Origin of the sequence: Duganella qianjiadongensis (assembly GCF_009857915.1) — a bacterium.
Lineage (GTDB): Bacteria > Pseudomonadota > Gammaproteobacteria > Burkholderiales > Burkholderiaceae_D > Rugamonas > Rugamonas qianjiadongensis.
Window position 1 is genome coordinate 1 of sequence record NZ_WWCM01000035.1, and the last position, 13,694, is coordinate 13,694.

General features: G+C 60.5%; 11 protein-coding genes and 1 pseudogene. 5 read left to right on the forward strand and 7 right to left on the reverse strand.

The features are described 5' to 3' along the window. The 6 genes from GTP27_RS22705 to GTP27_RS22730 form a co-directional block, all read right to left on the reverse strand. Positions 1–577 (reverse strand): ABC transporter permease (locus GTP27_RS22705; RefSeq protein WP_503826534.1); only part of this gene is annotated, 577 nt, incomplete at its 3' end. A gap of 8 nt (positions 578–585) precedes the next feature. Beyond that, on the reverse strand, positions 586–1,734 hold the full coding sequence (locus GTP27_RS22710; protein WP_161041372.1) for an ABC transporter ATP-binding protein: 1,149 nt from the start codon (positions 1,732–1,734) through the stop codon (positions 586–588). A gap of 73 nt (positions 1,735–1,807) precedes the next feature. Continuing rightward, a complete protein-coding gene (locus GTP27_RS22715; RefSeq protein WP_161041373.1) occupies positions 1,808–2,917 on the reverse strand; it encodes a polyamine ABC transporter substrate-binding protein in 1,110 nt (369 codons plus the stop codon). A gap of 113 nt (positions 2,918–3,030) precedes the next feature. After that, the gene (locus GTP27_RS22720; RefSeq protein WP_161041374.1) at positions 3,031–4,482 is read right to left on the reverse strand and encodes an aspartate aminotransferase family protein; all 1,452 of its coding nucleotides are present in this window, start codon (positions 4,480–4,482) and stop codon (positions 3,031–3,033) included. 29 nt (positions 4,483–4,511) lie between these two features. Further along, the gene (locus tag GTP27_RS22725) at positions 4,512–5,882 is read right to left on the reverse strand and encodes a glutamine synthetase family protein (protein WP_161041375.1); all 1,371 of its coding nucleotides are present in this window, start codon (positions 5,880–5,882) and stop codon (positions 4,512–4,514) included. Positions 5,883–5,997: 115 nt separating this feature from the next. Next, complete coding sequence (locus tag GTP27_RS22730) at positions 5,998–6,762, reverse strand: gamma-glutamyl-gamma-aminobutyrate hydrolase family protein (RefSeq protein ID WP_161041376.1); 765 nt, start codon at positions 6,760–6,762, stop codon at positions 5,998–6,000. Positions 6,763–6,961: 199 nt separating this feature from the next. Here GTP27_RS22730 and pdxR point away from each other — a divergent pair, with 199 nt between their 5' ends. The 5 genes from pdxR to speB all read left to right on the forward strand — a co-directional run bounded on the left by pdxR (position 6,962) and on the right by speB (position 13,393). After that, on the forward strand, positions 6,962–8,473 hold the full coding sequence (pdxR, locus tag GTP27_RS22735; protein WP_161041377.1) for a MocR-like pyridoxine biosynthesis transcription factor PdxR: 1,512 nt from the start codon (positions 6,962–6,964) through the stop codon (positions 8,471–8,473). After that, positions 8,473–9,651: an MFS transporter gene (locus GTP27_RS22740; protein WP_161041378.1), complete on the forward strand. Its 1,179-nt coding sequence runs from the start codon at positions 8,473–8,475 to the stop codon at positions 9,649–9,651. Before pdxR ends, GTP27_RS22740 begins: the two co-directional genes overlap by 1 nt. An 80-nt stretch (positions 9,652–9,731) precedes the next feature. Continuing rightward, positions 9,732–11,006: a 4-aminobutyrate--2-oxoglutarate transaminase gene (locus GTP27_RS22745; RefSeq protein WP_161041379.1), complete on the forward strand. Its 1,275-nt coding sequence runs from the start codon at positions 9,732–9,734 to the stop codon at positions 11,004–11,006. Beyond that, positions 11,003–12,457 carry an NAD-dependent succinate-semialdehyde dehydrogenase gene (locus tag GTP27_RS22750; RefSeq protein WP_161041380.1) on the forward strand — a complete coding sequence of 485 codons (1,455 nt, stop codon included), beginning with the start codon at positions 11,003–11,005 and terminating at the stop codon, positions 12,455–12,457. The genes GTP27_RS22745 and GTP27_RS22750 overlap by 4 nt, the downstream gene beginning before the upstream one ends. Positions 12,458–12,460: 3 nt before the next feature. Continuing rightward, positions 12,461–13,393: an agmatinase gene (speB, locus tag GTP27_RS22755; RefSeq protein WP_161041381.1), complete on the forward strand. Its 933-nt coding sequence runs from the start codon at positions 12,461–12,463 to the stop codon at positions 13,391–13,393. 26 nt (positions 13,394–13,419) lie between these two features. Here speB and GTP27_RS22760 read toward each other — a convergent pair. After that, positions 13,420–13,694, reverse strand: a pseudogene (locus tag GTP27_RS22760) (putrescine ABC transporter permease PotI); the annotation flags it as partial.

Consider the following 13,694-nt stretch of genomic DNA (forward strand, 5'->3'; position numbering starts at 1 on the left):
TGGCATACAGCGGCAGGATCATGAACGGCAGATAGGCGTACACCATGCCGATGATGAGCGAGAACTGGGTGTTCATCAGGTGCAGCGGTTCGCTGATCACGCCCATGCTCATCAGGATGTGATTGAGGATGCCGTTGTTGGCAAGGATGCCCTTCCATGCATAGATACGCAGCAGGAAGGAAGTCCAGAACGGCAGCATCACCATCATCATCAGCACGGGACGCAGGGTGCTGCGCGCGCGTGCCATGAAGTAGGCGAACGGGTAGCCGATGATCAGGCACAGCACCGTAGTGATGGCGGCGAACTTGAGCGAACTCAGATAGGTCATCACATACAGGTCATCCTGTGCGATGAACAGGTAGTTGGATATCTTGACCTTCAGCGTGATCACCCCATCCACCATGGTCATCAGGGTGCCGAACGGGTTGCCGCCGTCCGATTCCGTAAAACTGATGCGCATCACGATCAGGAAGGGCACGAGGAAGGCAAAGGTCAGCCACAGGAAAGGCACGGCGATGACTACCCGCCGTCCCGTAATCCAGCGCAGACTCAAGGCATGCATGAGAGATTTCTTCATGGCGTCACTCAGCTGGTCAGTGCCACGATGTCGGAACCATCCCACCATGCATGCACGCGCATATCGCGCTCCAGCGTGGTGGTCTGGTGGCGCGCTGCATTGGTACGCGAGACGCGCAGGTCCATGCCGCTATCGAGCCGCACGTGGTAGCGGGTCTCGTTACCGAAGTAGGCCAGCGCCGTAATCACGCCGGAAGCCTGGTTATAACCCTGTTCGGCCAGACTGGCGCGCTGCTGGTCGGTTGGCGCCTCGAGCTGGATGCAGATTTTCTCGGGACGCACGGCAATAGCTACTTCCATGCCCATGGTGCCGGTAATGCCGTGGTTGATGTAATGCTGGCCTTCGGGCGATTCGACGATCACATGGTCCGGCTGATCCACCACCACGCGGCCTTCGAACATGTTGACGCTGCCGATGAAGTCGGCCACGAAACGGCAGTTCGGGGTTTCGTAGATTTCGTCCGGTGCGCCTACCTGCAGAATACGCCCTTCGCTCATGATGGCGATACGGGTGGCCATGCTCATGGCTTCATCCTGATCGTGCGTCACCATCACGCAGGTCACACCCACTTCCTCGATAATGCTGACCAGTTCCATCTGCGTCTGTTCGCGCAGCTTCTTATCCAGCGCACCGAGCGGTTCGTCCAGCAGCAGCAACTGCGGACGCTTGGCCAAGCTGCGCGCTAGTGCCACACGCTGCTGCTGGCCACCGGACAGCTGATGCGGCTTGCGCTTGCCGTACTTGGCCAGCTGTACCAGATCGAGCATCTTCTTCACCCGCTCGGCCACCTGGTCTTGCGGCATGCCGTCGCGGCGCAGGCCGAAGGCCACGTTGTCCCACACCGAGAGATGGGGGAACAGCGCATACGACTGGAACATCATATTGATGGGACGCTGATATGGCGGCACGCTGACGATGTTCTGCCCGCCTAGCAGTATCTGGCCCGAAGTCGGCGTTTCGAAACCGGCCAGCATGCGCAGCAGGGTGGACTTGCCGCAGCCGGAACTGCCGAGCAGCGCAAAGATTTCGCCTTTGTGGATGGATACCGAAATATCGTCCACGGCACGAACGCCATCGAACGATTTCACCAGATTCCGGATCGCCAGAAACGGCTGGTCGGCGTCTCGTACGGACGTAGCAATAGAAGCTTTATTCATGATAGAGCAGTCAAAAAATCAAACGGACATGCGGCGGCCGCACCCGGGCCATGCCGGGTGCCCGATACAGCGATCAGAGGCCGGTTTTGAACTTGGTATAGACGCGCGTCATGACGCGGCGGGTATCGGAGCTATAGGGCTCGGGCACCGTCATGCGTTTCTTGTCTTCGTCGCTCAGGTAGATGGTCTTGTTCTCGGCCAGTTCCTTCTTCACGAACTTGAGCGCAGCGGCATTCGGATTGGCGTAGAACACCTTGTTGGTCAGACTGGCGTGCACCTCGGGACGGGTGATGTAGTTGATCCACAGGTGGGCATTGTTCGGGTGTGGCGCATCGGTCGGGATGGCCATGGTGTCGAACAGCAGAGTAGCGGTAGTCTTGGGAACCAGCGCGACGATGTTGTTGCCATTCTTGGCGTCGATGGCGCGCTGACGGGCGATGTTGATATCGCCAGACCAGCCCAGCGATAGGCACAGCGAGCCGTTGGCCAGATCGTTGATGTAACCGGAAGACGAGAACAGGGTGATGTAGGGGCGAATCGATTGCAGCAGACGGCCGGCGTCCTGATAGTCGGAAGCGTTCTTCGAGAAGGCTGGCTTGTTAATGTACTGCAGTGCAGGCGGCAGAATTTCGGAAGGCGAGTCGAGTACGGATACGCCACAGGACTTCAGTTTGGAGACATATTTCGGATCGAAGATCAGGTCCCAGGCATTTTCCGGCATGGGCGTGCTGCCCAGTGCAGCCTTGACCTTGTCCACATTGATGCCCAGCGTGGTAAAGCCCCACAGCCAGACCACCAGATGTTTATTACCCGGATCGAGCTTGCCTATCAGTGCCTGCAGCTGCGGGTCCATATTGGCCAGATTAGGCAGCTTGCTCTTATCCAGCTCGCGCAGCAGGCCACCATCGATCTGCAGGCGCGCCCAGTTGGACGAAGGGACGACGATGTCGTAGCCGGTTTTACCTGCCGCCAGTTTGGCATGCAGTACTTCGTTACTATCGAACAGGTCGTAACGGACCTTGATGCCGGTTTCCTTTTCAAAGTTCTTGATGGTGTCTTCGGCAATGTAGTCCGACCAGTTGTAAATGTTCAGGACCTTCTCTTCCTGCTGTGCTGCGGCAGGAAGCGCGGCTGCTGCACTAAGGGCTGCTGCAGAAATCAGGCTAGCCAGCCCGCGGGACATTCGATGCTTTAGTGCTGGATTAGGCGTCATTATTATTTTCCTCTTTCGATCTGTTGAGAATACGTCCGGAAAAAAACTGTGCTACTAAACTTCGTGTCTACCTTCAGCAAAAACTATACCCAGCCGCGCTTCTGTACATCGGCATATGTCAGGTCCAGACAGTGGCGGATCAGGGCTATCATTTCGTCGATCTGTGCCGTCGTCATCACCAGTGGCGGCGCGATAATCATGCGGTCACCCACAGCACGCATGATCATGCCGTTGTTGAACATATAGCCGCGGCACACCATGCCGACTGCCAGCGCTTCATCAAAGGCTTCATGATCGTGCACCACCGCAGCCTTCTTGCGCACCAGATTGAGGCCAGCTACGAAGCCGCAGCTATTGGCATAGCCCACCAGCGGATGATCGGCCAGTTCGGCAAAGCGCTTGTTCAGATAAGGCCCCGTTTCATTTGCAACGCGCTGCACCAGCTCTTCATCTTCGATGATGCGGATGTTTTCCAGCGCCGCTGCGCAGGCCACCGGATGGCCGGAATAGGTGAAGCCGTGATTGAATTCGCCGCCCTGCTCGATCAGCACTTTGGCAACGCGGTCGCCCACCAGCACACCGCCCAGCGGCACGTAGCCGGAGGTGACGCCTTTGGCAAACGTGATCAGATCAGGCTTGATGCCGAACAGCTCGGAGGCGAACCAGGTACCGAGCCGGCCAAAGCCGCAGATCACTTCATCGGCGATCAGCAGAATGCCGTACTTGTCGCAGATGCGCTGGATTTCCGGCCAGTAGGTTTTGGGCGGAATAATCACGCCGCCCGCGCCCTGCACCGGTTCGCCGATAAAGGCGGCGACTTTTTCCACGCCCACTTCGAGAATTTTTTTCTCCAGCCACGAAGCTGCTTCGATGCCGAATTCGTCTTCCGTCATGCCACGGCCCGACTCCAGATAGTTGGGCTGGCCGATATGCACGATGCCCGGTATCGGCAGGCCACCCTGCGCGTGCATGCCTTCCATGCCGCCCAGCGAAGCTCCGGCCATGGTGCTGCCGTGATAGGCATTGTGGCGGCTGATGATGGTGTGCTTGTCCTTGTGGCCCAGCACATCCCAGTAGCGCCGCACCATGCGCACATTGGTGTCGTTGCCTTCCGAGCCGGAACCGGTAAAGAACACATGGTTAAGGCCCGCTGGCGCGATTTCCGCCAGCTTGGTCGCCAGCTTCACCGCCGGTACATTGGTGGTGTTGAAGAAGCTGTTATAGAAAGGCAGCGTCTCCATCTGCTGGTACACCGCCTGCGAAATGCTGTGGCGGCCATAGCCCACATTCACGCACCACAGGCCCGACATGCCGTCGACGATCTTCTTGCCTTCCGAGTCCCACAGATAGATGCCATCGCCGCGCACCATCACCCGCGCGCCCTTCTCGCCCAGCGCCTTGTGGTCGGTGAACGGATGCATATAGTGCGCCGTATCGAGCTGCTGGATTGCTGCCGTGTCCACTACTTCCTGTGCCACGATACTTTTGACAGACGTGACGAATGCGGCGCTAGGCGCCAGAGGATTATTAGCCATGTTAATTCCCTACTTTTTTAAGGATGAAATCAGACGTGCAGCAACAGGTGTTCGCGTTCCCATGGACTGATCACCGTCATGAATTCCTGGTGCTCCAGATCCTTGATGGCCGCATACACATCGATGAAGCGCTCGCCCAGCACGCTGCGCAGCTTGTCCTCGTTGCGCAGCAGTTGCAGCGCTTCCGGCAGACCCTGTGGAAGTTCCACTTTCAGGTCGTAGGCGCTGTTGACGGTCATCGGCGTAGGCTCCAGCTGTTCGGTCATGCCGAGGAAGCCGCAGGCCAGCGTGACCGCCAGCGCCAGATACGGATTGGCATCGGCACCGATAATGCGGTTTTCCACGCGGCGGTCATTGACGCCCGATTCCGGCACACGGAAACCCACGGTGCGGTTATCCATGCCCCACTGGATGTTGATCGGTGCGGCCGTGTGACGCACCAGACGGCGGTAGGAGTTCACGTATGGCGCAACAATCGCCATGGCCGACGGCATGTAGCGTTGCAGGCCGCCGATGTAGTGCTTGAAGATAGGGGCAGCAGAACCATCTTCTGCGCTGAAGATGTTCTTGCCGGTCTTCACATCGACCACGCTCTGGTGCACGTGCATGGCGGAACCGGGTTCGCCAGCCATAGGCTTGGCCATGAAGGTGGCGTACATATCGTGCTTGAGCGCCGCTTCGCGCAGGGTACGCTTGAAGAAGAATACCTTGTCGGCCAGACCTAGCGGATCGCCGTGCAGGAAGTTGATTTCCATCTGACCTGCGCCGATTTCGTGAATCAGGGTATCGACGTCCAGATTCATCATGTCGCAGTAGTCGTAGATGTCTTCGAACAGCGGGTCGAACTCGTTCACTGCGTCGATGCTATACACCTGACGGCTGGTTTCGGCACGGCCGCTACGGCCTACCGGCGGACGCAGTGGCAGATCGGGATCGCTGTTTTTGGCGGTCAGGTAAAACTCCAGTTCCGGCGCCACCACAGGTTTCCAGCCGCGGTCTTCATACAGTTTCAGTACACGGCGCAGCACCGAGCGCGGCGCAAAGTCCACCAGCCGGCCATCGGCAAAATAGCAGTCGTGGATCACCTGCGCAGTCGGGTCGGTCGCCCATGGCACCATGGTGATGGTGGTAGGATCGGCGCGCAGAATCATGTCGCGGTCGGTGGCGGAGATGGCGCGGTCATAGGCATCATCTTCGGTCGGGTAGTTGCCCGTTACCGTCATACCCAGCACGGCTTCAGGGATGCGCATGCCGCGCTCGGTGGTGAATTTACCGCGCGGGAGGATTTTGCCGCGTGCCACACCGGTCAGGTCGGGCACCAGACATTCAATTTCTGTAACGTGTTTTTCATTCAGCCACAAGTCCATGTCGTTGTAGGTGAAATTCTCGCGTATTGCCATAACTCTCTCTCGTATTGTCTTAATCATCTGCAGGACTGGCCGGGCGCTGGCCAAGGGTTAGCCCACTTTTCCTGCTACGGGTAATGCTGTACTACCTTAGTACCAAACGGCGCCACTACGGCACGCCGCCTCGCCCTTCTTTATAGATGCGACAAGCCTCGCCAAAGGCGTGGAACAGCTTCATCGATTCGGGGTTTTCCTGCAGGCGCCACTCGGGGTGCCACTGCACTGCCAGCGTAAAGCCGGCCGCATCGGCCACGCGGTAGGCTTCCACCAGACCGTCGTCGGCACGTGCTTCCACTGCCAGACCGGGCGCCAGTTGCCTGATGCCCTGTCCGTGCAGCGAGTTGACCATGATTTCGCTAGCACCACCGAGCATCTGCATCAAATGTCCGGCAGGTTCCAGCTGCACACGGTGGGCCAGCGCATACTGCTGCTCCAGCGGCTGGCCTTTCTGTTCGCGGTGGTCGGCCATGCCTGCTACTTCATGCACGGCCTGATGCAGCGTACCGCCCAGCGCCACGTTCACTTCCTGAAAACCGCGGCAGATGGCCAGCAGCGGTATGCCGCGCTTGATGGCTGCGCGAATCAGCGGCAGCGTGGTGGCATCACGCGCCGCATCCTGCGGCAGGGCAGGATCACGCACGGTTTCGCCATACAGGCTGGCGTGCACATTGGATGGAGAGCCGGTGAGCATGATGCCGTCCGCCAGATCAAGCAGCGCATCAAAGTCGGTCTGCTCGCCGAGTGCCGGCACGATCAGCGGCGTAGCGCCAGCACCGGTGGCGACGGCGGCTACATATTTCAGCTGGGCCGTGTGATACGGGTGGGCGCCAATCTGATTCACGCAGGCGGGTAACAGAACGATTGGGCTACGCATATGAACTTTCATTACGCATTTTTGGTACCACTCTATGACTGCTGTGTGACGCCAGCGCAGAAATTGCCCAAAGCAGGTCACAAAGCAGTGTATTCAAGTCAATCTTGCTCCGATATGGCTTGAATTTCAATTAATCATATGCGGAATTTGGTATCATTGTCAGTGCCACTTATGGCTTATGAATAGAACCACTTTAAAAATGCTCTCCACTTCCGATCTGCTCGCCCATACGCTGGCCGAAACCGACTTCCATCCGCGCCTGCCCCAGCAGCGCCGTCTGTACGAGGCGGCCAAAGCCGCCATCCATAAACAGCAGCTGGGCGCAGGCAGCAAACTCCCGTCGAGCCGTGATCTGGCGCGGGATCTGGGGATTTCGCGCAACACCGTGATCGCCGCTTTCGAACAGCTGGCGGCCGAAGGCTATGTGCATAGCGAACTGGGTAGCGGTACTTATGTGAGCGATCTGCAGGCGCACAGCGCCAGCATGCGCGGTGTTGGTTCTGCGCCACACAGCCCGCGTGCTGCAGTGCCGAGTAGCGGCGGCGGCATGCCGCTGTCGCACCGCGGCCAGGCACTGACCAGTTTCGCTGCCGGTCCCCGCTTCGAGATACAGCCTTTTGCACCGGGCGATGCGGACTTTTCTTCCTTCCCCTTCAAGCTGTGGCAGCGCCTGCAGAACCGGGTGTGGCGCGAAGCGCGCGCCGATCTGCTGGACTATGGCCAGTCCGGCGGCTACCTGCCGCTGCGCCAGGCCATTACGGAATACCTGCGCATCTCGCGCTCCGTCAAAGTGCAGGTGGAACAGGTGATGATCACCAGTGGCACCCAGCAGTCGCTCGATCTGTGTGCGCAACTGCTGGCCGATGTGGGCGATACGGCTTGGGTGGAGGACCCTTGTTACTGGGGCGCGCGCCGCGTGTTCGAGGCGCGCGAACTGAAGCTGCATCCGATTACTGTCGATAGCGACGGCATGGCGCTGGAAGAAGCCGATCTGGCTACCACGCCCAAACTGATCTATGTGACGCCATCGCACCAGTACCCCACCGGCGCTGTCATGAGCCTGACGCGCCGTCGCGAGCTGCTCGATGTGGCCGTGCGCAAGGATGCGTGGATACTGGAAGACGATTACGACAGCGAATTCCGCTACACAGGGCGTCCGCTGGCAGCACTACAGGGCCTCGATAACGATGACCGCGTGCTCTACATGGGCACTTTCTCCAAGGTGCTCTACCCCGGTATCAAGATCGGCTATCTGGTGGTGCCGCCGGCGCTGATCAATGGCTTCAAGAGCGCGCTGTATGATCTGCAGCGCCCCGGCCAGCTGATGGTGCAGGCGGCACTGGCCGACTTTATCGCGCTGGGCCACTTCACCACCCACATCCGCAAAATCCGCCAGACCTACGGTGCACGGCGCGAGTTACTGCGCCGTACGCTGGTGCACCAGCTAGGTTCGCAGCTGGCCCAGACAGTGACGATATCGAGCGAAGAATCGGGCCTGCATCTGGTGGTGGAACTGCCCGATAGGGTGGACGACGTGGCGCTGGAAAAACTGGCGGCCGAATCGGGCATACAGGTCAAAGCCCTGTCCACCTACTATCTGGCGCCGCCCGTGCGGCGCGGCCTGCTGGTGGGCTATGCCTACTGCACGCCGGAGAAGATCGCCTACTATGGCCGCCTGCTGGCCGCCGTAATCCAGTCGGGAGTACGCTGATGAAAACTATGCCATGGCGTGACTTCATCGCCCTCGTGGCCAGCATCGGCGTGGTCGGACTAGGACTGGGCGCCACCATACCGCTCACCGCGCTCACGCTGGACAGCCGTGGCGTCGGCACCGACATCATCGGCATCATCACGGCTGCCAGTGCCTTCGGCATACTCGCCGCCGCCCCGTTCGTGTCGCGCTGGACCGCCAGCCACGGCCCGCGCAGCAGCATGATCGCCGCCATCATCGCTGGCGGCCTGTCCACCGCGCTGATGGAAGTGACCGATTCGCTGCTCTGCTGGGGCCTGCTGCGCTTTATCTTCGGCGCGGCCATGGGTGTGCTGTTCACCATAGGCGAAGCCTGGGTCAACCGGCTGGCACCCGTCAATTCGCGCGGCCGCGTGGTGGCCATGTACACCACCAGCTTTACCCTGTTCCAGCTGATCGGCCCTGCGCTAGTGGCGCAGATGGAGGGCCGCGTCAGCATGCCGTTTGCCGTGTGCGGCGCGCTGTTCCTGCTGGCTCTACCGGGCATGGTGCTGATTTCCGGCGGTGCCCACGCGGATGACGACGAGCCCCATGTGTCATGGCAGCGCGTGCTGCCGCGCATGCTGATGATAGTCGCCGGTGCCGCCTTCTTCGCCCTGTTCGATACACTGGCACTGAGCCTGCTGCCGCTGTATGCCATCCGCCATGGCATCGCCACCGAACTGGCGCTGCTGTCGGCCACCGTGGTGCTGGTGGGCGACACCGCGCTGCAATTCGTCTTCGGCTGGCTGGCCGACCATGTGGGACGGCGCAAGGTGCACACCGGCTGCGGCATTGCCGTCTGCCTGCTGCTGCCGATACTGCCGTTTGCCGCTGGCACACCGTGGCTATGGTGGACTGTGCTGTTGATGCTGGGCGCCACAGCGGGCGCCATCTACATGCTGTCGCTGGTGGCCTGCGGCGCGCGCTTCAACGGCCAGTCGCTGGTGGCCGCCAGTGCCGTGGTCAACGCCAGCTGGGGCATTACCAGCAGCGGCGGCCCGCTGCTGACAGGTGTGCTGATGCAGACCGTGGGCATCAACGCCCTGCCCGCCGTGCTGTGGTGTGGCGCGGCGATTTTCGTCGGCACGGCATGGTGGGAATACCGTCAGGGCTATGTTGAACGACAAGAACGCAAAGTGGCACCATCAACATCTTAATTGTGGCCCTATTCATGGTTCCGTTTCGGCGTGTAGTATCGATTTAGCTTTTTGATCAACCCGTCCTATCCGGAATCACCATGAATAATGCAGACCTGCAGAAACGTAAAGATGCGGCCACGCCACGCGGCGTGGGAGTGATGTGCCAGTTCTACGCCGAGCGCGCGCTAAATGCCGAACTATGGGACGTGGAGGGCCGACGCTATATCGACTTCGCTGCCGGTATCGCCGTGCTCAACACAGGCCACCGTCATCCCAAACTAATGGCCGCCATCGAACAGCAACTGGGCAAGTTCACCCACACCTGCTATCAGGTCGTGCCGTACGCCCAGTACGTGGAACTGGCCGAACGCATCAACCAGCTCACCCCGGGCAAGCATGCCAAGAAAACTGCCTTCTTCTCCAGCGGTGCCGAAGCCGTAGAAAACGCCATCAAGATCGCCCGCGCCGCAACGGGCCGCAGCGCAGTGATCGCCTTTGCCGGCGGCTTCCATGGCCGCACCATGATGGGTATGGCGCTGACCGGCAAGGTGGCGCCGTACAAGATCGGCTTTGGCCCCTTCCCTGCCGAGATCTATCACGCACCGTATCCGGTAGAACTGCATGGCGTGAGCGTAGATGACGCCATGAATGCCGTGCACACGCTGTTCAAGGCTGATGTCGATCCGCAGCGGGTAGCTGCCATCATACTCGAGCCGGTGCAGGGCGAAGGCGGCTTCTATGCGGCGCCGCCGGAGTTCATGCGTGCGCTGCGCGCCTTGTGCGACCAGCACGGCATCCTTCTGATCGCCGATGAAATCCAGACCGGCTTTGCCCGTACCGGCAAGCTGTTCGCCATGGAACACTACGACGTGGTGCCGGACCTGATGACGATTGCGAAAAGTCTGGCAGGCGGCATGCCGCTGTCGGCCGTATGCGGCCGCGCCGAAATCATGGATGCACCGAATCCCGGCGGCCTCGGTGGCACCTATGCCGGTAATCCGCTGGCGATAGCTTCGGCACTGGCGGTGATCGACGTGATCGAGGAAGAACAGCTATGCCAGCGCGCTATCGTGCTGGGCGGCCGTCTCAAGGAAACCCTGCAAGGCCTGCGCAGTGCCGTCCCGCAGATTTCCGACGTGCGCGGCCCCGGCGCCATGATCGCGATGGAGTTTGCCGATCCTGCCAGCGGCGAACCGGATGCTGCCTTTACCAAGAAGGTACAGACACTGGCCCTGCAAAAAGGGCTGATACTGCTCACCTGCGGCGTGTATAGCAACGTGGTGCGCTTCCTGTTCCCGCTCACCATAGAAGACCATGTGATGGATGAAGCGCTGGCCATCCTGAGCGCGGCACTCAAGGAGGCGGCAGCATGATCGCCCTGAAAGACCCTTCCCTGCTGCGCTACCAGTGCTACATTAACGGCGCATGGCTGGACGCAGCCGATGGCGCCACACTAACCGTGCACAATCCGGCCACCGGCGCAGCGCTGGGCAGCGTGCCGTATATGGGCGCGGCCGACACGGCAGCCGCAATCAGCGCCGCCAGCGCCGCATGGCCCGCATGGCGCAAAAAAACTGCCAAGGAACGCTCCGCCCTGCTGCGCAAGTGGAATGACCTGATGCTGGAAAACGCTGACGATCTGGCCCTGATCATGACAGTAGAACAGGGCAAGCCACTGGCCGAAGCCAGAGGCGAAATCGCCTACGCTGCATCCTTCATCGAATGGTTTGCAGAAGAAGGCAAGCGGGTAGCGGGCGAAACCCTGCAATCGCCGTGGCCGGACCGCCGCCTCGTGGTGACCAAAGAGCCTATCGGCGTATGCGCCGCCATCACGCCATGGAACTTCCCTTCGGCCATGATCACCCGCAAAGTGGGGCCGGCACTCGCTGCGGGCTGCCCTATTGTCGTCAAGCCTGCAGAACTGACGCCATATTCTGCTCTGGCGCTGGCCGTGCTGGCAGAACGGGCCGGCATTCCAGCCGGTGTGTTCAACGTCATTACGGGCGACGCCCGTGCCATCGGTGCAGAGATGAGCTCCAATCCGGTGGTGCGCAAACTGAGCTTCACCGGCTCCACCGCAGTGGGCCGCCTGCTGATGCAGCAATGCGCGCCCACCATCAAGAAGCTGTCGCTGGAACTGGGCGGCAATGCGCCCTTCATCGTGTTCGATGATGCCGACCTCGATGCGGCCGTTGAAGGCGCTATCGCCTCCAAATACCGCAATGCCGGCCAGACCTGCGTATGCGCCAACCGCCTGTACGTACAGGATGGCGTGTACCAAGCCTTCGCTGCCAAGCTGGTGGCTGCGGTAGCTAAACTCAAGGTAGGTAATGGGGTGGAAGCGGGCGTGACGCAAGGCCCGATGATCGAAGAAAAGGCTATCCTCAAAGTGGAGCAGCACATCGCCGACGCCGTCGCCAAAGGCGGCAAGGTGCTAGCCGGTGGCGCGCGTCACGCGCTGGGACATAGCTTCTTCCAGCCCACCATCATCGCCGACGTCACCAGCGATATGCTGGTCGCGACTGAAGAGACCTTCGGCCCGCTGGCCCCGCTGTTCCGCTTCCATAAGGACGAAGAAGTGCTGGCCATGGCCAACAATACCGAGTTCGGTCTGGCCGCCTACTTCTATTCGCGCGACATCGGACGCATCTGGCGCGTGGCAGAAGGGCTGGAGTCCGGCATGGTGGGCGTGAACACGGGACTGATCTCCAACGAGATCGCGCCGTTCGGCGGCGTCAAACAGTCCGGTCTGGGACGCGAAGGCTCTACCTACGGCATGGACGATTATCTGGTCATCAAATACATCTGCATGGGAGGCATTTAAGCGATGTCGAATCATGAATTTGCTTTCCGTTCGAGCGGCACCTACCTCAACGTCGAACGGGGGGAGCACGCTACACCGTACTGCATCGCCGGTCTGGCTTTTGACGGTGCCGTTACCAACCGCCCCGGCGCACGGCTCGGACCTCAGGCCATCCGGCTGGCATCGCAGATGCTGTGCGACGCCACCCACCCGCATTTCGACACCACGCCTATCGGCCAGTTGTCCGATGCGGGCGACCTGCTGCTACCCAATACCGGCATAGGTCCCATGCGCGAAGCGCTGATGCCGCAGGCGCTGGCGCTGCTGCAGAAGTACCACATGGTCTGGCTAGGCGGCGACCACTCCGTCACCCTGCCGCTGCTGCGTGCGCTCAACAAGATCCATGGCGGCCCTGTCGCCGTCGTCCACTTCGATGCGCACTGCGATACATGGACCAATCACTTCGGCGAGCCGTCCGGCCACGGCACATGGGTGTATGAAGCGATGGAAGAAGGTCTGCTGATTCCGCAAGCATCGATACAGCTGGGCATCCGTTCATCCGGCGAACGTGCGGCACGCGAATACGTGAACACCGTTGGTGGCCGCGTCTTCACGGCGCGCGAACTGCGTGGTCTGGAAAGCCCGGCGCAACTGGCGCCAGTACTGGCCGAAATCCGTGCCCGCATGGCGGCAGCAGGCCACCCGCCGGTCTACATGACACTTGATATCGACTGTCTCGATCCGGCCTTTGCACCGGGTACGGGTACGCCGGAACCGGGCGGCATGACCTCGGCGCAGGTGCTATCGATTATCGAGGAGCTGGCGGAACTGAACTGGTGCGGGATGGATTGCGTGGAAGTGGCGCCGCCTTACGACCACGCGGAACTCACTTCCAACGCTGCGTCCACGTTTGTGTGGACTTATCTGTGCGCGCGCATCGCGCAGCAGAAAAAGTGATTCAGGCCGTAATGGCCTGAATCCGGTCAGCCTTTGGCCGCAGCAGCGACCTGCTTCTGACGCAGACGCTCGCTGCGCGCCATATACAGGCTCGATGCGATCACACCGATAGACACCACCAGTATGGTCAGCGCCGCCACCGCGTTCACGCGCGGATCAAGACCCAGACGGGCGCGCGAGAAAATCACGATAGGCATGGTGGAGGAACCGGGGCCGGACAGGAAGGCCGACAGCACCACATCATCGAGCGACAGGGTAAACGTCAGCAGCCACGCCGAACCCAGCGCCTGCGTGATGTTAG

What these genes read in the sequence shown, in the direction of transcription:
- GTP27_RS22710 (WP_161041372.1), bottom strand. Translation starts at nt 1,734, where the DNA reads ATGAATAAAGCTTCTATTGCTACGTCCGTACGAGACGCCGACCAGCCG.
- GTP27_RS22715 (WP_161041373.1), bottom strand. Translation starts at nt 2,917, where the DNA reads ATGTCCCGCGGGCTGGCTAGCCTGATTTCTGCAGCAGCCCTTAGTGCA.
- GTP27_RS22720 (WP_161041374.1), bottom strand. Translation starts at nt 4,482, where the DNA reads ATGGCTAATAATCCTCTGGCGCCTAGCGCCGCATTCGTCACGTCTGTC.
- GTP27_RS22725 (WP_161041375.1), bottom strand. Translation starts at nt 5,882, where the DNA reads ATGGCAATACGCGAGAATTTCACCTACAACGACATGGACTTGTGGCTG.
- GTP27_RS22730 (WP_161041376.1), bottom strand. Translation starts at nt 6,762, where the DNA reads ATGCGTAGCCCAATCGTTCTGTTACCCGCCTGCGTGAATCAGATTGGC.
- pdxR (WP_161041377.1), top strand. Translation starts at nt 6,962, where the DNA reads ATGCTCTCCACTTCCGATCTGCTCGCCCATACGCTGGCCGAAACCGAC.
- GTP27_RS22740 (WP_161041378.1), top strand. Translation starts at nt 8,473, where the DNA reads ATGAAAACTATGCCATGGCGTGACTTCATCGCCCTCGTGGCCAGCATC.
- GTP27_RS22745 (WP_161041379.1), top strand. Translation starts at nt 9,732, where the DNA reads ATGAATAATGCAGACCTGCAGAAACGTAAAGATGCGGCCACGCCACGC.
- GTP27_RS22750 (WP_161041380.1), top strand. Translation starts at nt 11,003, where the DNA reads ATGATCGCCCTGAAAGACCCTTCCCTGCTGCGCTACCAGTGCTACATT.
- speB (WP_161041381.1), top strand. Translation starts at nt 12,461, where the DNA reads ATGTCGAATCATGAATTTGCTTTCCGTTCGAGCGGCACCTACCTCAAC.